Annotated in this window: 25 protein-coding genes; 22 read left to right on the forward strand and 3 right to left on the reverse strand. The window is 54.5% G+C overall.

What is annotated here, in order from left to right; all coding sequences use genetic code 11:
• The first annotated feature begins 5 nt into the window (after positions 1-5).
• From fliE to L4D19_RS23115, 6 genes are read left to right on the forward strand one after another with little or no spacing between them, the layout of a single operon-like run.
• Positions 6-350 carry a flagellar hook-basal body complex protein FliE gene (gene fliE / locus L4D19_RS23090; RefSeq protein WP_160656240.1) on the forward strand — a complete coding sequence of 115 codons (345 nt, stop codon included), beginning with the start codon at positions 6-8 and terminating at the stop codon, positions 348-350.
• Positions 351-363: 13 nt separating this feature from the next.
• The gene (gene fliF, locus L4D19_RS23095; RefSeq protein WP_428454424.1) at positions 364-2,061 is read left to right on the forward strand and encodes a flagellar basal-body MS-ring/collar protein FliF; all 1,698 of its coding nucleotides are present in this window, start codon (positions 364-366) and stop codon (positions 2,059-2,061) included.
• Positions 2,051-3,055, forward strand: coding sequence for a flagellar motor switch protein FliG (gene fliG / locus L4D19_RS23100; RefSeq protein WP_160656246.1), 1,005 nt, complete (start codon positions 2,051-2,053; stop codon positions 3,053-3,055). Before fliF ends, fliG begins: the two co-directional genes overlap by 11 nt.
• A complete protein-coding gene (gene fliH, locus L4D19_RS23105) occupies positions 3,055-3,759 on the forward strand; it encodes a flagellar assembly protein FliH (protein WP_428454425.1) in 705 nt (234 codons plus the stop codon). The genes fliG and fliH overlap by 1 nt, the downstream gene beginning before the upstream one ends.
• Entirely contained in the window at positions 3,752-5,092 is a 1,341-nt protein-coding gene (gene fliI, locus L4D19_RS23110; RefSeq protein ID WP_428454426.1) for a flagellar protein export ATPase FliI, read from the forward strand. The genes fliH and fliI overlap by 8 nt, the downstream gene beginning before the upstream one ends.
• A gap of 3 nt (positions 5,093-5,095) precedes the next feature.
• The gene (locus tag L4D19_RS23115; RefSeq protein ID WP_428454427.1) at positions 5,096-5,527 is read left to right on the forward strand and encodes a flagellar export protein FliJ; all 432 of its coding nucleotides are present in this window, start codon (positions 5,096-5,098) and stop codon (positions 5,525-5,527) included.
• Positions 5,528-5,551: 24 nt separating this feature from the next.
• On the opposite strand, the gene flgN is transcribed toward L4D19_RS23115, so the two are convergent.
• The 3 genes from flgN to flgA all read right to left on the reverse strand — a co-directional run bounded on the left by flgN (position 5,552) and on the right by flgA (position 7,102).
• Entirely contained in the window at positions 5,552-5,986 is a 435-nt protein-coding gene (gene flgN / locus L4D19_RS23120) for a flagellar protein FlgN (RefSeq protein ID WP_160656256.1), read from the reverse strand.
• Positions 5,986-6,258 (reverse strand): flagellar biosynthesis anti-sigma factor FlgM, encoded by a 273-nt coding sequence (flgM, locus tag L4D19_RS23125; RefSeq protein ID WP_428454428.1) that lies wholly within the window; start codon positions 6,256-6,258, stop codon positions 5,986-5,988. Before flgM ends, flgN begins: the two co-directional genes overlap by 1 nt.
• A 94-nt stretch (positions 6,259-6,352) precedes the next feature.
• Positions 6,353-7,102 carry a flagellar basal body P-ring formation chaperone FlgA gene (gene flgA, locus L4D19_RS23130; RefSeq protein WP_428454429.1) on the reverse strand — a complete coding sequence of 250 codons (750 nt, stop codon included), beginning with the start codon at positions 7,100-7,102 and terminating at the stop codon, positions 6,353-6,355.
• A gap of 133 nt (positions 7,103-7,235) precedes the next feature.
• On the opposite strand from flgA, the gene flgB reads away from it, so the two are divergent.
• From flgB to L4D19_RS23210, 16 genes are all read left to right on the forward strand, one after another.
• The gene (gene flgB / locus L4D19_RS23135; protein WP_160656262.1) at positions 7,236-7,607 is read left to right on the forward strand and encodes a flagellar basal body rod protein FlgB; all 372 of its coding nucleotides are present in this window, start codon (positions 7,236-7,238) and stop codon (positions 7,605-7,607) included.
• Positions 7,608-7,612: 5 nt separating this feature from the next.
• On the forward strand, positions 7,613-8,032 hold the full coding sequence (flgC, locus tag L4D19_RS23140; protein ID WP_160656265.1) for a flagellar basal body rod protein FlgC: 420 nt from the start codon (positions 7,613-7,615) through the stop codon (positions 8,030-8,032).
• Between the two features lie 9 nt (positions 8,033-8,041).
• Positions 8,042-8,713 carry a flagellar hook capping FlgD N-terminal domain-containing protein gene (locus L4D19_RS23145; protein WP_160656268.1) on the forward strand — a complete coding sequence of 224 codons (672 nt, stop codon included), beginning with the start codon at positions 8,042-8,044 and terminating at the stop codon, positions 8,711-8,713.
• Between the two features lie 32 nt (positions 8,714-8,745).
• Positions 8,746-9,951 carry a flagellar hook protein FlgE gene (flgE, locus tag L4D19_RS23150; protein WP_428454430.1) on the forward strand — a complete coding sequence of 402 codons (1,206 nt, stop codon included), beginning with the start codon at positions 8,746-8,748 and terminating at the stop codon, positions 9,949-9,951.
• A gap of 12 nt (positions 9,952-9,963) precedes the next feature.
• Entirely contained in the window at positions 9,964-10,698 is a 735-nt protein-coding gene (locus tag L4D19_RS23155; protein ID WP_160656274.1) for a flagellar basal body rod protein FlgF, read from the forward strand.
• Between the two features lie 68 nt (positions 10,699-10,766).
• On the forward strand, positions 10,767-11,552 hold the full coding sequence (flgG, locus tag L4D19_RS23160) for a flagellar basal-body rod protein FlgG (RefSeq protein ID WP_160656277.1): 786 nt from the start codon (positions 10,767-10,769) through the stop codon (positions 11,550-11,552).
• A gap of 10 nt (positions 11,553-11,562) precedes the next feature.
• Entirely contained in the window at positions 11,563-12,222 is a 660-nt protein-coding gene (flgH, locus tag L4D19_RS23165; RefSeq protein WP_428454431.1) for a flagellar basal body L-ring protein FlgH, read from the forward strand.
• Positions 12,223-12,227: 5 nt separating this feature from the next.
• Positions 12,228-13,331 carry a flagellar basal body P-ring protein FlgI gene (locus tag L4D19_RS23170; protein WP_160656283.1) on the forward strand — a complete coding sequence of 368 codons (1,104 nt, stop codon included), beginning with the start codon at positions 12,228-12,230 and terminating at the stop codon, positions 13,329-13,331.
• Positions 13,331-13,834 (forward strand): rod-binding protein, encoded by a 504-nt coding sequence (locus tag L4D19_RS23175; RefSeq protein WP_428454432.1) that lies wholly within the window; start codon positions 13,331-13,333, stop codon positions 13,832-13,834. The genes L4D19_RS23170 and L4D19_RS23175 overlap by 1 nt, the downstream gene beginning before the upstream one ends.
• Positions 13,831-15,237: a flagellar hook-associated protein FlgK gene (gene flgK / locus L4D19_RS23180; RefSeq protein WP_160656289.1), complete on the forward strand. Its 1,407-nt coding sequence runs from the start codon at positions 13,831-13,833 to the stop codon at positions 15,235-15,237. The genes L4D19_RS23175 and flgK overlap by 4 nt, the downstream gene beginning before the upstream one ends.
• A 25-nt stretch (positions 15,238-15,262) precedes the next feature.
• Positions 15,263-16,177: a flagellar hook-associated protein FlgL gene (gene flgL, locus L4D19_RS23185; RefSeq protein WP_428454433.1), complete on the forward strand. Its 915-nt coding sequence runs from the start codon at positions 15,263-15,265 to the stop codon at positions 16,175-16,177.
• 65 nt (positions 16,178-16,242) lie between these two features.
• The gene (locus L4D19_RS23190) at positions 16,243-17,328 is read left to right on the forward strand and encodes a hypothetical protein (RefSeq protein ID WP_428454434.1); all 1,086 of its coding nucleotides are present in this window, start codon (positions 16,243-16,245) and stop codon (positions 17,326-17,328) included.
• Positions 17,329-17,624: 296 nt separating this feature from the next.
• Positions 17,625-18,935, forward strand: coding sequence for a flagellin N-terminal helical domain-containing protein (locus tag L4D19_RS23195; protein WP_428454435.1), 1,311 nt, complete (start codon positions 17,625-17,627; stop codon positions 18,933-18,935).
• A 219-nt stretch (positions 18,936-19,154) separates the two neighbouring features.
• Entirely contained in the window at positions 19,155-20,705 is a 1,551-nt protein-coding gene (gene fliD, locus L4D19_RS23200) for a flagellar filament capping protein FliD (protein WP_428454436.1), read from the forward strand.
• A 13-nt stretch (positions 20,706-20,718) separates the two neighbouring features.
• Positions 20,719-21,126: a flagellar export chaperone FliS gene (fliS, locus tag L4D19_RS23205; RefSeq protein WP_160656302.1), complete on the forward strand. Its 408-nt coding sequence runs from the start codon at positions 20,719-20,721 to the stop codon at positions 21,124-21,126.
• Positions 21,116-21,406, forward strand: coding sequence for a hypothetical protein (locus L4D19_RS23210; protein ID WP_160656305.1), 291 nt, complete (start codon positions 21,116-21,118; stop codon positions 21,404-21,406). Before fliS ends, L4D19_RS23210 begins: the two co-directional genes overlap by 11 nt.
• Positions 21,407-21,412: the final 6 nt, after the last annotated feature.

Here is a 21,412-nt window from a genome sequence, read left to right on the forward strand (position 1 = left end):
CTGACATGCAAGACAAAGTAATGAGCATGGAATTGCCATTGAGCCAGATGAGTGAGGTTCGAGCACAGATGAATGTGCTGGAGACTACTCAGATTGCACCTAACCCATTAACGGCTAACCAAGTGAACTCGGTTAGTTTTACCGAGGTGATCTCCCAGACCCTCAACAATGTTGATCAGCAAGGCAAAGAGGCCTCGGCGCTGATGACGGCAGTGGATACCGGCAAGAGTGACGATCTGGTCGGGGCGATGGTGGCAAGCCAGAAGGCTAGCCTGTCGTTCGCCGCTCTGGTGCAAGTGCGTAACAAGCTCCTGACCGCCTATGACGATGTCATGAAGATGCCTGTGTGATGGGAAAAACTAAGTGAGTGAATTAATTAAACAGAGGCTGGCCAATATGGCCGGCCCTTCTAGTATGGGCCGGGTTTTATCCGGTGCCCGTCTTGTCGCATTGCTTGGGGTGATTGCCGCGTTGGTTACCGTGGTGGTGGTGATTGGCCTCTGGCAGGGTGGCAGTCAGTACCGTCCGTTATATGGCGAGAGTGAACAGTTCGATCGCACGCAGGTGCTGTCGGTGCTTGAGCAGAGCGGGATGGACTTTTATATCGAGCCCCAGCAAGGCAATGTCATGGTAGAGCGCAATAGCTTGGGCAAGGCTCGCCTGGCCCTGGCGGCGGCGGGTGTCGAGGCGCAGCTGCCGACCGGGCTTGAGATCCTGTCGCAGGACTCCAGCCTGGGGACCAGCCAGTTCATCGAGAATGCCCGCTACCGACACGGCCTGGAAGGGGAGCTGGCCCGTAGCATCATGACGCTGGAAGCCGTGAGTAACGTACGGGTGCATTTGGCCATTCCTAAGCAAACCTTGTTTGTCCGCCGTGAGAAGGAGCAGTCATCGGCCTCTGTCGTGTTGTCACTGCGCCCCGGTCAGAATCTGGGTGCCGAGCAGGTGACCGCGATTGTCAATCTGGTGGCAGGCAGTGTACCGGATCTGACTGCAGATCGCGTCAATGTGATTGACCAGCAAGGCAACCTGCTGTCGGCGGCGATCGGCGATCGTGATCAGCACGGCAGAAGCAGTAGCCGCTACCTGGAGTATGTCCAGCAGCTCGAGCGCAGCCACATTGAGCGCGCCTCGCGCATGCTTCGTCCGTTGGTAGGAATGAATAACTTCCAGGTCGAGGTAGCTGCAGACATCAACTTCGACCGTACTGAGGCGACCGAAGAAAGCTATTCGCCTGAGGGAACGGTACGTAATGAATTTAGTACCTATGACCGACGCCTGTCCAAGCCGGCCGAAGGGGTGCCCGGCGCCCTGAGCAACCGCCCGCCGGAAGAAGGCGAGGAAGAGGGAGAGAACAAAGCGGGCAATGAACGCAGCGAGTCTTCGCGCGATTACGCATTGGATCGCACCCTGAAGCATACCCTCTATCAGCAGGGACAGCTCAAGCGCCTGAGTGTTTCTGTGTTGCTTAATGGTCAGCCTGATACCTTCAGTGCCCAGCAGCTGACCGACATCAAACAGATGCTGGCAGATTCCATCGGGATCGACGAGGCACGCGGTGACAAATTTACCGTTCTTGTTTATCCGTTTACCCAAGCTGAAGCTAATTTGCTGGGTGACGAACCGGCCTGGTGGACCCAGCTGGTGTGGCTGGATTACCTCCGCTATATCCTGTCGGCAGTGGTTGCCCTGGTGATCCTGCTGGTGGTGGTTCGCCCTGCGATCCGCCAGCTGGCTGGCGGGACGAAATCGACGGACGTCATGGTGCCGGAGCAGGCACTTTCACCAGTCAATGAAGCGCCGGCTGCAGCTACGCCGGTAGCGTCTGTCGAGGCGCTTGGCACTGAGCCGGAAGCTGTCGCATCGGCCATGACGGTATCGGCTGACAATGCAGGAGCCGGACTCAGCTCTGTGGTGGCAAGCAGCGACTTGCCTGAGCTGCCGAGCCCTGAAACCGGGCTGGAAGCACAGTCTTCTTACTTGCAGATGCTCTCCGAGAAAGAGCCCGAGCGCGTTGCCCATGTCGTTAAACAATGGATCACACCGAAAGATGACAACTGAGAATAACCCTGGCATTGAACAAGCCGCGATTCTGTTGCTGAGTATGGGTGAAGAAGCGGCGGCGAACGTATTGAAACAGCTTGACCGCGAGCAGGTTCGCCAGCTCTCGATTGCGATGGCCGGGATCCCGGCGGTCAAAAAGGATCAGGCAGAAAAAGTCTTTCAGCGTTTTTTTAATGACTTCAAGAGCGAGTCGGGGATATCCGGTGCTTCTCGCAGCTATCTGGAGCGAACCCTGAACAAGGCGCTGGGGCTGTCTTTGTCGCAGCCGTTGCTGGATTCAATCTACGGCGACTCGCTCAAGCACAACCTGCAGCGCCTGCAGTGGCTCGAGCCGGCCAAGCTGGCCGAGCTGATCTCCGGTGAGCACCCGCAGATGCAGGCGGTATTTCTGGCGTACCTGGAGCCTGAGGTGGCTACCCAGCTACTGGCGCGCCTGCCGGCCGAAGGCTTGGATGATCTGCTGTACCGTCTGGCCAACCTGACTGAAATTCACCCTGATATGATTGACGAGGTGCATGTCCTGCTGGAGAAGTTCCTGGCTCAGGTCGGCCAGCAGAACAGTACGTTGGTTGACGGCACCGAGAAAGCCAGCGAAATCATTAACCGCCTGAAAGGCGAGCAGAGCCAGAAAGTGATGACTGGTTTGAAAGCCTTGGATCCGGTACTGGTCGCGACACTGGAAAGCAAGATGTACAACTTCGACATTCTGGTACGCCAGAGTGAAGATACTCTGGAGCGTCTGGTGGAGGAAGTCGATCAGGAGCTGTTGGCGACAGCGCTCAAGGGCTGCGATCAAGTATTGCTGGACAAGATTTTCGCCACCATGCCGAAGCGTGCTGCCCAGTACCTTCGTGAAGCAATGGAAGGCAAGGGCCGCGTTCGTCTAAGTGCAGTGGAAGAAGCGCGCGAGCAGTTGATCGCGACTCTGCGCCAGCTGGCCGATGAGGGTGAAATCGAGCTGCAGCTCTTTAGCGAACCGGTAGTGGAGTGATGATGAAGAAGCAGGCAGTAACCGTTCTTCACCCCCAGCCGGGGCAGTATCGGAACTATCATTTTCCGCCGCTGGTTCAGCCTGAGGAGGACTTGTTCGGTGATGAACCCACGGGTTCGTACCAGGACGAATTTAACAACGGATTTCAGGACGGCCAGCAAAAGGGCCACGAACAGGGTTACCAGGAAGGACTGGCCCAGGGGCAGCAGTTCGGTCAGCAGCAGGGGCTGGAACAAGGCCGTCAGCAGGGGATCCGCGAAGGCGTTGCCCAGGTGCAGCAGCAGATGGGCGGTACTGTGGCCTCGGTTGATCACCTGATGCAGCAGATCCAACAGGTGTTTCACCAGCACGTGCGCCAGCAAAGCGAGATGATTTGCGATCTGGTCCAAAAGGTTGCCCGCCAGGTGATCCGTGCCGAGCTGACACTCAAGCCGAGCCAGATGGTGAACCTGATTGAGGAGACCCTGGCACAGATGCCCGAGCAGAAACCGGAGCTGGTCACCTATCTCAATCCGCAGGACTGCCAGCGGTTGCTGGAACTGGTGCCTGAGCAGGTCAGCGGCTGGAACCTCAAGCCGGATGACTCGCTGGCAATCGGAAGCTGCCGTATTGTGACCAGTGATTCGGAATCGTTCGCCGATAGCGAAGAGCGCCTTGAGGCTTGCATGGAATCAATTCGGGATAGTTTGCTGACCGATGCGTGATTTATTCCAGGAGCTGAATGCGCGTTTATCCTCGGCGGTCGAGCAGGTTCCTGACGTCCCGGTGGCCCGTACCTATGGGCGGCTGACCCGTATGGCCGGGTTGACGCTGGAAGCGGTAGGCTGCCGCCTGAGTACCGGCCAGCGCTGTATGATAGAAACCGATCTCGGCACTCTGGTCGAGGCCGAGGTGGTCGGCTTTGACCGCAACGCATCGGTACTGATGCCGATCCGTCATACAACCGGATTGCGTCCTGGCAGCCGGGTACTACCGCTACAGGGCGATAGCAAAATCAATGTTGGCTATAGCATGCTGGGTCGGGTACTTAACGGACTCGGTGAGCCGTTGGATAGCCGCGGCGCTATTACAGCCGAGCAACGAATTAACCTTCACGGCGACACCATCAACCCGTTGCAGCGCCTGCCGATTTCTACCCAGCTGGATGTCGGCGTCAGGGTCATTAACGGCATGTTGAGTGTGGGCAAGGGACAGCGGATGGGCCTGTTTGCCGGTAGTGGTGTCGGTAAGAGTGTGCTGCTTGGGATGATGACCCGCAATACCACCGCGGAAATTACCGTGGTGGGACTGATTGGCGAACGTGGCCGTGAGGTGCGTGAGTTTATCGAGCACTCGTTGGGCCCCGAAGGCATGAAGAATGCGGTGGTGATCGCCTCGCCGGCGGATGATCCGCCGCTGATGCGTTTGCGGGCCTCGATGCTGTGTCACCGTATTGCTGAGTTTTTTCGCGATCAGGGCCATGATGTCCTGTTACTGATGGACTCGCTAACCCGTTATGCTCAAGCGCAGCGTGAAATCGCGCTGGCTGTGGGCGAGCCTCCGGCGACCAAGGGCTATCCGCCGTCGGTATTTAGCCTGCTGCCGCAGCTGGTCGAGCGTGCCGGTAACGGTGCGACGGAGCACGGGTCGATCACGGCTTTCTACACCGTGTTGTCGGAAGGGGATGATCAGCAGGATCCGATTGCGGATGCCGCGCGTGCCATTCTCGATGGCCATATTGTTCTTAACCGTGAACTGGCCGAGCAGGGACATTACCCGGCGATTGATATCGAGCAGTCAATCAGCCGTGCCATGCCTCAGGTAGTGGCACCGGAGCAGCTGAAAAAAGCCCAGAAGGTGAAGCAGCTTTATGCCCGTTACCGTCAGGTACAGGATTTGATCTCCCTCGGCGGCTATCAGCCGGGACAAGACCAGAATCTGGACATGGCTGTGCATTATTACCCGGAAATTTGTGGTTTTCTTCAGCAGGGGATGCAGGAGCAGGTCCCCCTTGCCGACAGTCAGCAGCAGTTGATGCAGCTGGTGGGAGGACAGTAAAGCGTGCACAAGCGAGTGAAGGTGGTCCAGGGCTGGCGGGATCAGCAGCAGAAGAAATTTGATGAGCTGCAGCAACAGTATGCCGCGCTTAACCAGCAGGCACAGGCTCACCAGCAGCGACTGGAGTTACTGGAGAGTTTGTCCGGACAGTATGCAGTGGCCAGCGGCAGCGAGGCCTCGGCTCTGATGCTCAAGGGCATTGGTCGTTTTCGTCATCAGTTGGATAATCTAACTAACCTGCAGCGTCAGGAGCTGGCGCTGTCGCAGGTGGAACTGCGCAGTATGAATAGCCGTTTGGTCGAGCAGCATTGTCAGGTCAAGATGGGCGATAAGATCATTGATAAGCGGCTGGCCCAGATCCAGCGCAAGCAGGAGCGGCAGGAGCAAAAAGTGATGGACGAGCTGTCGATGAACCGCTTTTTCCACCGTCGCTAGTCAATACGCTCAGCTGCCGAAGAATCAGCAGCCGGGGCTGTAGCAATACTGTTGTTCCGGCTTCAACAGTTTATCAATCATTTGCTTTTGCTGGGCTAACAGGCGGCCGTTGCTGTTGTTGCGGGCCTGGCACTGCAATGTCAGTTCATAGAGTTGTTGCCACAGGGCACTGCCTTGCTGGCGGTACTGGGCAGGCAGGGCTGAAAGCAGACGCTTCATGCCGGTATCATCGGCGCTGACACCCAACGACTCGAGATATTCGCAGCGGCGCTGTGCACGCTCACCGAGTTGCTGCATCAGTTGCTGTAGCTCGGCGTTATGCGTCAGCAATGCCTGGCTGTCACGGTTGACCAGTAATGTTTCCTGTTGCTGAAGTTGTCGTTCCAGCTGTTGGTAGCTCTTTACATCCAGGGCCAGTTCGCTGAGCAGGGCCTTGATCAGTTCGGCTTGGGAGGCCATCAGTCTTGCCCTTGGTAAAAGTCGACCATACTGCCGGCCAGCGAATCCAGGTTGACCGAAACCTTGCCGGCATTCAGCATCGCTTTCATTTGCGCCACTTTGTCCATATCGACATCGCTGGTGGTCTCCATCGCCTGCTTGGCAGATTGCAGTGACTTCATCTCATGGCTGAGTTCGACTTGTGCGACAGGCGCTGTTTTTGCCCCGGCAGTTTTACTGGCAGCCTCTGCGGGTAGAACGACGGGCTGCGAGTGAGATATTTTTCCAATCATAGTCTTCACAAAAAAACAGATGTGCGGTTATTGATCTAAAGCGACCAATCGGCGGAATGCTTAAATAATTTTATTTCGGCTGTTAATAATACCATTAAAAGGTGGTCTGTACCCTTTGTCGCCCGATCACGGTGGCATAAATTTCTTTGCCTGATGACAGGTTCCGAACCCGGATAGATTCTCCCTCAGCGCCTGACTCGAGTGCCATGCCTTTCATTTTTGCCGTCATCCCGCCCATCCGGGCTTCGATAATCACTTCCTCATTGCGCTTGACCAGCTCGGGGGCTTCGACCATTCGCGGGCTGATCACCTTGCCTGCCGGAATTTTACGTCGGCTAGTCAGTCCGGCGACGGCATCGATGCGGCTGAAATAGCCATAGCGCATATGGGCCAGATCACTGCGTTTGAGACTGAGATCTGCACGGGTGATGGTTTGTCGTCGACTGAGAGGCTGTTTGGCAACTACCAGCGGAAGAAAAATAGCCACTTCGGCCCGGACCCTGGCTTTCCAGTAGTTGGGCTGGTGGCATTCGAGGGTGACAGATAACCGGCCGAGAGGTTTTGTCGGCTCGCTCAGGGTTTGTCGCAATGGTTGGTTGCAAGGCGGTAATTTTGCAGGTGGCTGCAGGCTGATCTGATAGTCATCGCTGCCGATGCTGGCGGCGTAGCGCCGGACTTGCTTGTCCAGGTAGCAGGTGATCTCCTTTTGCACCGAGACAGGCTCTGGTGAGGAGGGGGATACATTTTTTGCCTGGCTGCTCGCCGGGACGACACTGCCGAGCAGACAGGCGATTAACACCGTTTCCGCTCGGAAGCGGTACTTCCGCATTTGCTTAAGATGCACGCTGATACAACCGTAAATACCTGAATATATTGATATATAACTATTGGCATGTTTCGTGCTTGTTGCCGTTCTGGTTTGACCATCTTTATGGTGTGCCTCGAGGCACGATTGCGACAATTAATGGCGGCAGATAATGGCAATTAACTTTGAACAAGCACTGGGGGTACACCCTAATACATTGGCGTTTCGAACACAACGCGCAAAGGTATTGGCCAGTAATTTGGCCAACGTTGATACCCCGAACTATAAGGCGCGGGATATCAGTTTCGAAGACGCGATGAGCCAGGTTGCCAACGAGGCCAGGGCGAAACATCTCGCTCGTCGCCGGCCGCAAGATTATGAGTTGCTTTATCGTGCTCCGCAGCAGCCGGCACGGGATGGTAATACGGTCGAGCTGGGGGTTGAGCAGGCACAGTTTGCCGCCAACGCAATGGCTTTTCAGACCAGCACGACTTTTTTGAACATGAAACTCAGCGGCTTGAAAAAAGCCATTAACGGACAGTAACAACTATGGCTTTTTCTACGATTTATGACATTGCCGGCTCCGCAATGACGGCACAGACAGTACGCCTGAATACGGTGGCCAGCAACCTGGCCAACGCCGATGTGGTATCGGGTTCTGAGCAGGGCGGTTACCGCGCCAAGCGGCCGGTATTCTCGACCGTAATGATTGATCTCAACAGCCCGGCGGCTGGTGCCAAGGTGAAAATTGAAGATGTCATTGACAGTGACGAACCGCTGCGTCGCCGCTATGAGCCAAATCATCCGAAGGCCAATAAAGACGGGTATGTGTTTCATTCTACCGTGAATGCCGTGGAAGAGATGGCGGACATGATGGCGGCATCCCGCAGTTTTGAAACCAGTGTGGATGTCATGAGCCGGGCTCGCAGTATGCAGCAGAGTATTTTGCGTCTCGGTAAGACAAGTTAGGAGGCTTAAGTGAGTTTGCCACAAATTACGACCACCAGTCAGTACAGCCCGAAGGCGGCCTCATCTGAGCCTCAGGTGGCCGGTAACGGAATGAACCCGTCCAGTAATGATTTCCTGACCATGATGGTTGCCCAGGTGCAGAACCAGGATCCGCTGAACCCGACCGACGGTACCGAGTACTTGACCCAGCTGGGCATGATGTCGGCGGTCGAGAGTCTGGAAGGGGTCAAGTCAGGCCTGACGAACCTCAATATCGGCATGACTAATGTGGAAATGCTGCAGGCTACCAGCCTGGTCGGCAAGAAAGTGCTGATGGAGGCCAACCAGGAAATTGATATTGCCAAAGGTCAGGTGGTTGAAGGCCGTGTGCAGTTTGATCAGCCGGTCGACAGCGCCAAGGTCATGGTCTACGACGAAGACGGCAAGGTGGTGGATGAAATCAAGCTGGGCCCGCAGGGGACGGGGATGGCGGAATTTCAGATCGATGGTGACGAGCTGGGCACCGGTTCCTATACCTTCGAGGTGCTGGCGGAAAAAGGCGACGATGCCTGGAGCCAGAAAATGATGATTGCTGCCGAGGTGGAGTCGGTCAACATCCCGTCTGACGGTGGAACGATTCTGCTGAGCCTCAAGGGGCTGGGCAAGATGTCTATGTACGATATGCGTGAAATAACGGCATAAGCCGACGAATAAGAAGCAGAGTAGGAAAGGTAATGTCAATTAATATTGGTATGAGTGGCCTGAAGTCCACCACCGAACAAATGAACACTATTAGCCAGAATATTGCCAACGTGGGCACCATTGGCTACAAGTCATCACGTACTGAGTTTCAGGATATCTACGCGCCGGAGTTTGGCGGTGGCCAGATGAACGGCGTTGAGGTGTCGACTACCCGCCAGAGCTTCATGAGCGGCTCGACCACACCAACCGGTCGCAACAGTGACTTGGCGATCAATGGTGAAGGCTTCTTCATGGTCCAGAGCAACGGCCAGCAGATGTTTACCCGAAACGGGGTCATGAATCTGGATGCCGACGGCTATCTGGTAACGGCGGATGGTTACCGTCTGCAGGGGTATGATGCGACCGATACTGGCCAGATCCAGACAGGTAACATGGGTGATTTGACTGTCAGTACTGGTGATATGGCGGCGAAAACAACCTCAAGAATTAATCAGGGCCTGAACCTGGACGCCAATTCTTCCGCTATCGATCCTAAGGCGACGCCGTTTAACCGTGAGGATCCGAAGACATTTACCTCCAGCACCACCACACCAGTTTACGACTCGATTGGCGGTGAGCACGAGATGACCCAGTACTTTGTCAAAACCGGTGACAACGAGTGGCAGGTTCACTATGTACTGGATGATCAGAAGGCCCCGATACAAACCGAGACACTGCGTTTTGATGCCGATGGCAAGTTGGCTCAGCCTGCCGGTGATATCAGCCTGACCTTTACGCCTGGCAACGGTGCCAACCCGCAAACCGTGGCTTTTGATATGGCAGAAGTCAGCCAGTTCGGCAGTGACTTTTCGATTAACAAGAATGCGCAGGATGGTTATGCGCCGGGTAAGCTGGCTGGTTGGTATTTCGAAACTGACGGCACGGTATACGCACGTTATTCCAACGGCCAGACCAAGGCGCAGGGCCAGGTTGTCCTGGCGCGCTTCCCTAATCAGGAAGGTTTGCAGCAGGCTGGCGGTACCCGCTGGACCCAGAGCTTTGCCTCGGGTGCACCATTGACGGATGTTGCCGGAAGCGGCCAGATGGGCGAACTGCGTACGGGTATGTATGAAGGCTCTAACGTTGATCTGACCAATGAGATGGTTGGCCTGATGTCGGCTCAAAGCAACTACCAGGCCAACGCCAAGACAATTCAGGTGGCGCAGGAGATGACCCAGATCCTGTTCCAGAACCTGTAGTAGGAGCCGGTCATGGATAAGCTGTTATTCACCGCCATGTCGGGTGCCAGCAGGATCATGATGGCACAGCAGGTACACGCTAATAACCTGGCCAATGTGAACACGACTGGCTTTCGCGCCGATATCGAACAGGCCGAAAGTATTGCGGTAAAAGGGGAAGGCTACAAAAGCCGTACCCTGGTAGCGGCACGGGCGGGGGGAACGGACTTTTCCAGCGGTGCCTTGCAAAACACGGATAACCCGTTTGATATCGCCATTCGCGGCGAGGGCTTCTTTGCGGTCCAGGCCGGAGAGAACGATGAAGCCTATACCCGCAGCGGAAACTTTCACCTTGATGCCGACGGCGGACTGATGCTGGGCAACCGACCGGTAATGGGAGAAGGCGGCCCGCTGGTGATTCCGCAATATCAGCAGCTGGATGTCGGTACCGACGGCACTATCTCGATAGTGCCGCAGGGCGGTGGCCTGGTACAGGAAGTCGGCAGGTTAAAACTGGTGAAGCCGGATCTCGACAATGTGCGTAAAGGTGAAGACGGCTTGTTCAGGGTGGCCGGGGCCGGAGCGCAGGCTGATATGGACGAGACGGTTTCGGTCGCTTCGGGTTATCTCGAGAGCAGCAATGTCAATGCTATCGACTCGCTGATCAACAACATGTCACTGTCCCGGAACTTTGAGTTCCAGGTCAAGATGATGAAAACCGCCGAAGATCTGGCTACTGCCGGCAACCGCATTATTCGCGGCAGCTAACACTGGCTTATTTGTTTGAGAGCAGCACCTGCTATGCAGGTCTGCCTGTTTTTTAGGAGCAATACAAGATGCATGCAGCACTTTGGGTCAGTAAAACCGGCCTTGCGGCACAAGATACCCAGATGCAGGTTATTTCGAATAACCTGGCCAACGTCAATACGGTCGGTTTCAAGCAGGACCGGGCGGTATTCGAAGATCTGTTTTATCAGATGAAAAAACAGCCGGGTTCAATGGCTGATCAGCAGAATGAAACCCCGGGCGGCTTGCAGCTGGGTAATGGTGTTCGCACCATTGGCACCCAGAAACTGATGAAAACCGGTGCCTACCAAAACACCGAGCAGGCCACTGATCTGGCGATTCTGGGTTCGGGCTTTTTCCAGGTCGAATTGGCGGATGGCAATACCGCGTATACCCGTAATGGTCAGTTCCATCGCAATTCGGAAGGTACGCTGGTAACCGCGTCCGGTTTGCCTTTGATCCCGAATGTCGAGATCCCGGAAAATGCGACCAGTTTCAACGTCGGCTCCGATGGTGTGGTGACAATATCGACAGCAGAGGATCCGCAGGCGCAGGAAATTGGCCAGATCACGCTGGCAAACTTTACCAATCCGGCAGGACTGGAAGCGCTGGGCGGTAACCTGTTCAAGGAATCAGGTGCTTCAGGTGCCCCGATTGAAGGCGTGGGCGGTGAGGACGGTCTGGGCCAGATCAGCCAGTTCAGCCTTGAAGGTTCAAACGTCAACGTGGTGGAGGAAATGGTCAATATGATCACCACTCAACGCGCCTACGAGATGAACGCCAAGGTCGTCTCCAGTGCCGATCAGATGCTGAAATTCGTCAGCCAGTCAATGTGAGTGCTCAGGCATGCTACGCATAATTTATTTGCTCGGTGCTTTATTGCTTTCCGGTTGTGCCCCGGTCTCTTCCGTTGTCGACGTCCAGCCTAAGGAAAACGTGCCGAATATGGAGTTTCCGGAATACAAGGTTGATCCCGATGGCAGCCTGTTCAGTGCCAACTACGGTTTGGCGCTGTTTCAGGATCGCCGTGCTTTTCGCATTGGCGATATCCTGACAGTGGAACTCGACGAGCAGACCCGCTCAAGCAAGAAGGCCGGCACCAGCTTCGGCAAGGACAGCAATGTCGGTATTGGCGTTCCGCTGATTGCCGGAAAGGCACAACCCAAAGGTCAGTTTACCCTCGAGGGCGAGCGGGATTTCAAAGGCTCGTCGTCAAGCTCGCAGCAAAACTCGCTGTCGGGCAGCATCACCGTGATGGTGGCCGACGTGCTGCCTAACGGCGTATTGCGGATCCGGGGAGAGAAGTGGCTCAAGCTTAACCAGGGGGATGAATATATCCGCCTGTCCGGCTTGGTGCGGGTCGATGATATTGACGGCTCCAACCGGGTGTCCTCGCAGCGTCTGGGTGATGCCCGGATCACTTACTCCGGCCGTGGCGCGCTGGCAGATGCCAATGAGGCCGGCTGGCTATCGCGATTCTTTAACAGTTCCTGGTTCCCGATCTGATGCTGATGAAAAAAATTATTGTGGGCCTGCTTGTGCTGGCCATGCCCTGGCTGGTGCAGGCCCGTCCGTTGTTAAGCCTGGTCGATATTCAGGGGGTGCGTGACAACCAGCTGGTCGGCTATGGCCTGGTGGTTGGTCTGAGCGGTACTGGTGATAAAAGCCAGACCAAGTTCACCTCCCAGTCGGTCAAGAACATGCTGAGCCAGTTTGGGGTGCAGTTGCCGGCCAAGGCCGATCCCAAGCTCAAGAACGTCGCCGCAGTGGCAATCCATGCCACGCTGCCGCCGCTGGCCAGCAAGGGGCAGTTGCTGGATGTGACGGTTTCCTCCATTGGTGATGCCAAAAGCCTGCGGGGCGGCACCTTGCTGCTGACACCGCTGAAAGGGCTGGACGGTCAAATCTATGCGGTGGCCCAGGGTAACCTGGTGGTCGGCGGGGTCAAGGCGGAAGGTAACAGCGGCAGCGGGATCACTATCAATATCCCGACCGCCGGGCTGATCCCCAACGGCGGGATCATCGAACGTGAAATCCCGTCCTCGTTTCTGACTGCCACCGATGTGGTACTGAACCTCAAGCAACCGGGCTTTAATACCGCCCGTAATATCGAAAAAGCCATCAATAAGGTCTTTGGGCCGGACGTTGCCGTTGCCCAGAGCCATGCCCGGATCACCGTGCGTGCCCCGCATGATCAGAGCCAGCGGGTGACGTTTCTGGCGATGCTGGAAAACCTCGATGTCGAGCCCGGTCCGCGCAAGGCCAAGGTGGTGTTCAACGCCCGTACCGGCACTATCGTGGTTGGCAAGGATGTCAGGGTACATACTGCAGCCGTGAGCCACGGTAACCTGACGGTGAGTGTGGCGGAAAGCTATAACGTCAGTCAGCCGAATGCCTTTGGCCGCGGCAATACCGCGGTGACGCCGGAATCCGATGTGTCGATTGACCAGGAGCGCGGCAAGGTCTTTATCTGGCCGGAAAGTGAAGACGGTACGTCGCTGCAAACGATTGTCGATGCGGTAAATAGTTTAGGCGCCACGCCGAACGACTTGATGGCGATTCTGATCGCCCTTGACGAAGCTGGTGCATTGGACGGTGAGCTGGTGGTGCTGTAATGAAAATTCTCGACAACGACAATAGTCCGGCTATGTATAACGATCTGACCAGCCTGCAGAACATCAAAGCCAATGGCGACAAGACCGAAGCTCTCAAGCAGGCCGCCGGTCAGTTCGAGGCGGTCTTTCTCCAGAGCGTACTCAAGCATATGCGTCAGGCATCGGACGCGCTGAATGACGAGGAAGATGCCGTATTCAACAGTCGTCAGCAAAAGTTCTATCGCTCGATGCATGACAGCCAGATTGCGATGGAAATGAGTCAGCAGCAGAGTTTGGGCATTGCCGACATGCTGGTGAGGCAGCTTGGCCAGCACGAAGCATTTAAGCCACAGCACCAACTGGTCGCTGTTAATCATCAGGAGCTGAAAAATGCGTCGGTGGCAGCCAGTCCGTTGCTGGGTGAAGCCGAACTTTCGTACAGCAAAGTTCAACGGCCATGGTGGGGCAATTCCGCCCCCTTGTCGCAGCAACTGAATATCTATCTTGATGACGAAGACTTATGAGCATAATTAATATCGGTTTATCCGGCATGAGTGCCGCCAATGCCGGGCTGTCGGTTACAGCACACAATACCGCCAATGCTATGACGCCCGGCTACAGTCGTCAGCGTATTGGCTTTGGCGCCCAGACGAGCGGGATGGGCAGCGGTGCTGGTGTCGGTGTCAGCAGTGTTGAACGAATGGCTGACAACTACCTGAACCAGCAAATATACAAACAGAAAGGCTCCTGGGGTTTTAACGCAATAAGCTCCCAGTACATGGCGAAAACCGAAACCTTGCTCAACAACGACAGCACCAGTATCAATACCGGGCTGGATCGCTTCAATGCCGCACTGAGCGAGGCATCGACCAATCCGCAGGATATCGCCTATCGCCAGACTATCCTCAGTCAGAGCCAGTCGATGGTTCAGCGCTTCAATAACCTGAGTGCCCAGCTGGACAGCCAGGCACAGCAGGTGGGCGGGCAGCTGAATGCTGCTGTCTCTGAGGCCAATGCGCTGGTGGCCAGTATTGCCGAAATGAATGACAGCCTGCGTGACACCGGTGGTAGCGGCCAGCAGATGACCGATCTGCTTGATGCCCGTGACGAGGCCATCCGCCAGTTGTCGTCGCAGATGGATATCAATACCAACTATAACGATGACGGCACGGTCACTATTACCCTGGATCAGGGCCAGCCGCTGGTCAGTGGGTCGCAGGCCAGTACCCTGCGCCAGACGGCGGACGGCGGATTGGAGCTGCAACGTGGTCAGGGGCGTTTTGCCCTGGATGACAACATGGGCGGAACCATCGGCGGACTGCTGAATTACCGTGATGGTGAACTCAAAGAGCTGCAGAAAGAGCTCGATGTCATGGCATACAGCTTTGCGAGCCAGTTTAACGAGGCGCATAGCCAGGGCTATGACCTGAACGGTGATCAGGGCCAGGCGGTGTTTGGCGGTGTCGATCAGATTGATGGCGCGGCAAAGAACCTGACGTTGCTGATTGATGACCCCAAGCAGTTGGCGTTTGCCGCCAAGCCGGGAGAGCCGGGCAACAGCGAGAACCTGCAGCAGCTGATCGATCTGAAAAATGCCCCGGTAGCGATTGATACCAGCACGCTGGATCCCGCCGAGGCAGAGAAATATAAAAGTGCCATTGCGGTGCTTGACGGCAAAAGCATCTACAACAGTTATACCGGTATGACCGGGGACTGGGCGATCAAAACAGCCCAGCTCGAGGCGGATACCAGTGCCGCGAAGTCACTGGTCGAGCAGGCCGAAGGTGAGCGAGCCAGTGTCAGCGGAGTCAACCTCGATGAAGAAGCGGCCAATATCATGACCTATACCCAGATGTATCAGGCCAACGCTCAGGTGATTTCAACAGCGCAGCAGCTGTTTGATGTCACTTTGTCGATGTTTCGCTAACGGCTCATAACGAGAGGAAAATGCCATGCGTCTAAGTACGTCCCAGCTCAACAGCGTCATGCTCACCAGCATGCAGACCTCGACCACCGGGGTTAACAAGTCGTTTATGCAGATGAGCTCCGGCGAGCGAATGCTCAAGCCGTCGGATGATCCGCTCGGCTCGGTTCAGCTGATGATGCTGGATCGCGAGCAGGCGAACATCAATCAGTTCCAGAAAAACATCTCAAACCTGGAAGCGCAGCTGGGGCAGGCCGAATCCCATCTGGATGCGTCGAACAATGCCGTTCTGCGGGCGCAGGAGCTGGTAACCAGCGTTCTCAACGGCAGTAACAGCACCACGGCTGGCCGGGAAGCGATTGCTACCGAACTTGATGCGATTCTGGAGCAGCTGACTGATATTGCCAACAGCAAAAATCCCAATGGGGATTATATTTTTGCCGGTACGCTAACTGATACCCAGCCGGTGGCAAAAGATCCGGCGACAGGTAAGTACGCATTCATGGGCAATCATGACCAGCGGATGGTGCAGGTGGCAGAATCGATGACAATTCCTGCCAATCAGACAGCGGGCGAGATCTTTTTTGCTGGCGGAAGTGATATATTCAACACTCTCGATCAACTGGTGACCGACTTGCGTGACCCGTCTGTGGTGCAAGATGAGCTGAAAACTAGTGTAACCAGTGCCCAGTCGACGATAGACGACACCATGGGCAGTATCAACCAGGTGTGGACCGAAGTCGGCGGGCAGCGCAATGCCATGACGATGGTCGACGGTTCTCATCAGGACAACAAATTGCTGAATGACAAGTTGATCGGCGAAGTGAAGGATCTGGACTACAGTGAAGCGATTCTGGAAATGAATACCCAGATGGCGGCGCTGCAGGCAACCCAGATGACCTACAGCAAGATACAGAACTTATCCCTGTTTAAATTGATGTAATCGGGGCAGCCCGAAGGGGCCGGTAGCAGAGTATCGGCCCTGTCAGATTGAAATACGAGGCCACATTGGTTAATCAAATTACCTCCAGCCACAATACCCTGCGTAGTAGTGACAGTACCCAGCCTGACCGTATCGCGAAACAGCAGCCTGTTGTCGCAGTGGCAAAGGTGAGTGAGAAACAACCGAAACAGCAGCAACAGTATTCGAGTTTAGGCGGCAAAAATCGCAGCCTGCTGGTGCAGACCAGCGAGGCACATCGACAAGCGGCCCAGGCGCAGAGTGCCCAGAAGGCGCTGAAGGAAGCGAGTGATTTGCTGACCCAGCTGCGCCAGATGGCACGCCGATCGCTCAATGTGCAGGAAAACAAAAAAGACCAGTTGCAGCAGTCACTGCACCAGTTGAAGAACAAGCTGGTTAAGCTGACTCGTGAAGCCAAGTACGAGGGCGAATCGGTGCTGCACCACGACCTGATGCCACGGCTCAGTGATCAGCCGCAGCAGGAAGGTTTTTCGATGAAAGGCCTGCGCCTGAATACCCTGCGTCAGCAAGATGAAATTTTACGCTTTCAGTTTGACTCCGGGATGCCGAACTCGGTACGGGCACGTATTGATAACGACGAGTCGACAGCTGAAATTGCCGAGAAGCTGAATCAGGCGTTTGCGCCGCGCAACATTCAGGTTGATGTCGACAAGTACGGTGACTTGGCCTTCTCGGTGCCGAAAGAGCAGTGGCCGTCTATCAAGAAAGGGATCTGGATGTCGGGTGGCGGTCAGATCCTGCCTGCAGGTAATCCGGTCAAAGCCAAGCTGGAGTCGCATGACAAGCAGGCCGTGGAACCGCAGGAGCTGGAGTTCGGCAAGCCCCAGTCGACCCGCAAGGCCCTGGCTGATATCGAGCGGATGATGCAGAAGATCCAGCAGGCACTGAGCCAGATGAATAAGGTTCAGCGTCAGGTAAGCATGGATCTCGAGCAGCTGATCACGACCAATATGATGAAGTCCGGTGTGATCAATGCTGACGGTGTGATAGAGGCAAGCTGGCTGGAAGCGCCCGACAATGTGTCGCTGCAACTGATAGATAACGCGGTACCGACATTATTGGCGCAGGCCAATGCCTCGCGACATAACGTCGTGGCGCTACTCGAGCCGTAAGCGACTTTCTACATTTTGAAAGTTATACATAAGCAAGATAAAAGCGAGCACCTGCTCGCTTTTTTATTGCGTGTTGTTTAATGGCCTCTTGTACAGGCATTGGGAGCGGTATCACGTCGCTCGTTTTTTTTAAAAAAATACCCAAAAAGGATTTAAGCATTTCACAGGGCAGGTCGCATTAAAAAAGTAACACGACAAGAAGCACTGTCATTCGAGCCTCGACCCAAGCATTTCAACGCTGGTTTTGACATCCGTTTTGACATAGCTCGTTTAATACTGAACTGAGGAATATTCCCATGGCAATGAGCCTTAACACCAACTTCGCATCAATGAATGCACAGCGCAACATGATGGGCACCCAGAACTCTCTGAACACATCACTGAACCGCCTGTCTACCGGTCTTCGTATCAACAGCGCAAAAGATGATGCTGCTGGCCTGCAGATCGCTAACCGCATGGACTCTCAGATCAACGGTCTGGGTGTGGCTCAGCGCAATGCCAACGACGGTATTTCTATGTCTCAGACGGCTGAAGGTTCTCTGCAAGAGTTCACTAACATCCTACAGCGTCAGCGTGACCTGGCGGTTCAGTCTAAAAACGGCACCAACTCTGACTCTGACCGTAAAGCACTGGATAAAGAGTTCCAGGCACTGAGCAAAGAGCTGGAGCGTATCGTTGATACTACGACGTTCGGTAAGGGCGAGAAGCTGTTTGATAAGCTGAGCATGGGCGTTGAGTTCCAGGTGGGTGCTGAAGCTAGCTCAGCAGGTAATGTTGCATCTGCAACACAAGCTGGTGCTGAAGGTATGGTTAATGCTGCGCTTAAATCAGCAGGCCTAAACCTAGATATCACAGATACTAGCGATAAAGCTGAACTAGCTAACATCAAAGATGACCTAAAAGCTATTTCAGATGCTGCTGTTAAGGCACAGGGCGGTACTCCAGCGGCAACAGATGATATTGAACTAAAGTCAAACCTATTTGGTGCTGCTACAACTGATTTCGCTAAAGTAAACAGTACACTACAATCAATGGGTATTGAGGGTATTACATTCGAAGCTGGTGGTACGAAGGGTATCAAACTAGACGCTAGTAATGCGACTACTTCAGGTGCTGGCGATGCTAATCAACTATCTGATGTGCTTACTGCAGCGGAAGCTATCGTAGCTGCCCCTATTACTCCAACAGGTAATGACCTGACTACACTTGATAACGCAATGACAGCAATGGGTAACAAGTACAACCTTGAAGATCCAAACGTTATTACGGTTAAGGTAGACAGCGCATCTCTAAGCACTTCAACGCTGGGCGACATCACTGATGCTGCAAACTCAAGCAAGGCGATGGACGCTATCGATGCAATGATCGACAACGTCGGTTCTATCCGTGCTGACCTGGGTGCAACGCAGAACCGCTTCCAGTCAACTATCAACAACCTGGGCAACATCAAAGAGAACATGTCTGTGGCGAAAGGCCGCATCATGGATGCCGATATCGCGGCAGAATCTGCCAACATGACCAAGCAGAACACTATGATGCAGGCAGGTATCACAGTGCTTTCTCAGGCAAACCAGATGCCAAGCATGGTTTCTCAGCTACTACGTTAATTGTTGTAGTTCTCCCTATTGCAGGCGGCTATTTTATGTCGCTTTATTATTCAGAGCGGAAGTTTTACTTCCGCTTTCTTTTTATCTGGCCCTTTAAAATCACCATTTTAAAGATGGTATGGATTTTGCTAATAGTGCTGCTTCGGAGCGCTGGTGATGACAACAGGTCATTCCGGTTGGCCGGCTCGAGGTACAGGCACTCTTGGCGGAGAATAGAATATGTTAATGACAGGATTAGGCTCGGGTATCGATTATGAAAGTATGATCGGTGCTATTGTCGCTGCCGAACGTGCCCCGAAAGATAACCAACTCAACCGCCAGGAAGGCATGAACAGTGCCGAGATGGATGCGCTGAAGGAAATTCAGAACACCATTAACAGCTTCCGTGACAAAGTTGAGGATCTGAACTCCAGCAGCGATCTTGAAAAGCTCAAGTCGACTCTCAGCAATGATGATGTGTTGTCGGCAACGGTTGACAGCAATGCGGTTGCCGGTGAATACAGTTTTGAGGTGACCCAACTGGCCAAGGCTCAGCGTGATCAGCTGTTCAAGGTATCGGATGGTAGTACCTTTACCAAGGGCAGCATCAGTTTTGGTTCGGTCAACATTGATATCACCACCTTGCAGACGGACTTGATCAGCAAGGAAAACGACAAGAAGCAGGCGCATCAAGATGATACCTACAAAGAGATTGCCGACAAGCATGGCCTGGATGTTACGGCAGACAAGGCCGCAATCGAAGATATTCTGACCAACTCGGCTAATCCGGATTTCGATCAGAGCCGGTTAGATAGCTACAACACCCGGCAGCAGGCCTTCGATGACGAAGTAACCCGACTGACTAACGACGGGGTGACGATTGAGGAGCTGCAGTCGGCGATTAATAATCATGCAGACAACGACGGCGTAAAAGCCACCCTGGTGCGCTCCGGCGACGGGATCAGCATGGTGCTTAACGGTAAGAGTACCGGTCAGGCGAACGCCATCGGTGCCATTAACGTCACGCTTGATGCGGCCGATATCAAGGGTAATACGGTTGATATTACCCAGCCAGATAATGGCAAGAAAAACCTGCAGGCCGCCGAAGATGCCATCGTCAAGTACGGTTCGATGGAGCTGACCTCAGCAACCAACAAAATGGAAAACGTGATCGACGGTATCAGCCTGAACCTGAAAGATACCGGGTCGGTCAATGTGACGGTCGAGCGTGACGAGGCGGCGGTTAACAAGAACATCAAGGCCTTCGTCGATGCTTACAATTCGGTGATCGAGACGGTAAATACCTACACCAAATCGAGTGAGGATTCTGCCGCGGCGCTGTCAGGCGACTCGGCCACCCGTAGCATGATCAGCCGGATGCGCGGAGTGATCGGTGACGAATATACGGCATCGACCTACCAGACGCTATCGCAGCTGGGGATCACCACCACCCGCGAAGGCACGCTGGAAATCGACCAGAAGAAGCTCGACAAGGCACTGGAAGATGACTTCGAGGCGGTCTCGACCCTATTTCTAGGTGATGACATCCAAACCGGCATGATGGATGAAATGCTGGTGATCCTGGATGACTACCACAAAAACGGTGGTGTCTATGACCGTCGTATCGACCAGCTGGAATACAGCAATAAGCAGATCACCGAAGATCGCGAGAAGCTGGACGAGCGAATGGAAGCCAAGACTATCTACCTGCGTAACTACTACGCCAAGATGGATAGCCAAATTGCCCAAATGAACCAAACCCAGAGCATGCTGGTTAGCATGTTGATGTAATTTAGAGCGAAGAATGATGAATAACGAAGGTCTAGGTGCTTACCAACATTCACAGAACCATGCCCAGGCGGCGTCGGCCAGCCCGCACCGTCTGATCCAGATGTTGCTGGAAGGGTTGCTGGAAAATCTGGGCCGTGCCCGTGGTTTTATGGAGCGCGACCAGATTGCCGACAAAGGCATGATGATCTCCAAGTGTCTCGATATTTTGAACGGTCTTAGCACCGTACTGGATGAGGAAAAAGGCGGCGAGGTGACGCAGGAGCTATTTCGTCTCTACGACTACTGCGGTCGCCGTTTGTTCGAGGCCAACATCAACAATGATGTGGAAGCCATTGACGAGGTGAGCCGCTTGATTAGCGACATCCTTGAAGGCTGGGTGGTCCTCAAACCTAATCGTGTGCAGGTCGCCAGTGAAGCTTGAGTTGCAGTTGCAGAGGCTGCACGACAAGTTCGAGCAGGCGCTCGCGGCTGGGGACTGGGATGAGTTGGCCGTGCTGGACGCTAAGTTGCAACAGGCGATTCCGCGTATCAGGCAACAAGTATTGACGGTTGCCGGTAAGCAGCAACTTGAACGGTTAAATACGCTGTATAGCACCATGATCGCTCAAGGCGAGCGAGAAAAGGCACGTACCCAGCAGCAACTAAAGCAGCAGGAGAGCAACCGTGAAGGTATGCACGCCTATATGCAAAATAATCAATAAAGGGTG

This window comes from Photobacterium kasasachensis (assembly GCF_050336885.1).
Classification (GTDB): domain Bacteria; phylum Pseudomonadota; class Gammaproteobacteria; order Enterobacterales; family Vibrionaceae; genus Photobacterium; species Photobacterium kasasachensis.

Bases quoted from the DNA above. Each gene is read 5' to 3' on its own strand.
- fliE (WP_160656240.1), top strand. From the start codon at position 6: ATGCAAGACAAAGTAATGAGCATGGAATTGCCATTGAGCCAGATGAGT.
- fliG (WP_160656246.1), top strand. From the start codon at position 2,051: ATGACAACTGAGAATAACCCTGGCATTGAACAAGCCGCGATTCTGTTG.
- fliH (WP_428454425.1), top strand. From the start codon at position 3,055: ATGATGAAGAAGCAGGCAGTAACCGTTCTTCACCCCCAGCCGGGGCAG.
- fliI (WP_428454426.1), top strand. From the start codon at position 3,752: ATGCGTGATTTATTCCAGGAGCTGAATGCGCGTTTATCCTCGGCGGTC.
- flgN (WP_160656256.1), bottom strand. From the start codon at position 5,986: ATGGCCTCCCAAGCCGAACTGATCAAGGCCCTGCTCAGCGAACTGGCC.
- flgM (WP_428454428.1), bottom strand. From the start codon at position 6,258: ATGATTGGAAAAATATCTCACTCGCAGCCCGTCGTTCTACCCGCAGAG.
- flgB (WP_160656262.1), top strand. From the start codon at position 7,236: ATGGCAATTAACTTTGAACAAGCACTGGGGGTACACCCTAATACATTG.
- flgC (WP_160656265.1), top strand. From the start codon at position 7,613: ATGGCTTTTTCTACGATTTATGACATTGCCGGCTCCGCAATGACGGCA.
- flgE (WP_428454430.1), top strand. From the start codon at position 8,746: ATGTCAATTAATATTGGTATGAGTGGCCTGAAGTCCACCACCGAACAA.
- L4D19_RS23155 (WP_160656274.1), top strand. From the start codon at position 9,964: ATGGATAAGCTGTTATTCACCGCCATGTCGGGTGCCAGCAGGATCATG.
- flgG (WP_160656277.1), top strand. From the start codon at position 10,767: ATGCATGCAGCACTTTGGGTCAGTAAAACCGGCCTTGCGGCACAAGAT.
- flgH (WP_428454431.1), top strand. From the start codon at position 11,563: ATGCTACGCATAATTTATTTGCTCGGTGCTTTATTGCTTTCCGGTTGT.
- L4D19_RS23170 (WP_160656283.1), top strand. From the start codon at position 12,228: ATGAAAAAAATTATTGTGGGCCTGCTTGTGCTGGCCATGCCCTGGCTG.
- L4D19_RS23175 (WP_428454432.1), top strand. From the start codon at position 13,331: ATGAAAATTCTCGACAACGACAATAGTCCGGCTATGTATAACGATCTG.
- flgK (WP_160656289.1), top strand. From the start codon at position 13,831: ATGAGCATAATTAATATCGGTTTATCCGGCATGAGTGCCGCCAATGCC.
- flgL (WP_428454433.1), top strand. From the start codon at position 15,263: ATGCGTCTAAGTACGTCCCAGCTCAACAGCGTCATGCTCACCAGCATG.
- L4D19_RS23195 (WP_428454435.1), top strand. From the start codon at position 17,625: ATGGCAATGAGCCTTAACACCAACTTCGCATCAATGAATGCACAGCGC.
- fliD (WP_428454436.1), top strand. From the start codon at position 19,155: ATGTTAATGACAGGATTAGGCTCGGGTATCGATTATGAAAGTATGATC.
- fliS (WP_160656302.1), top strand. From the start codon at position 20,719: ATGATGAATAACGAAGGTCTAGGTGCTTACCAACATTCACAGAACCAT.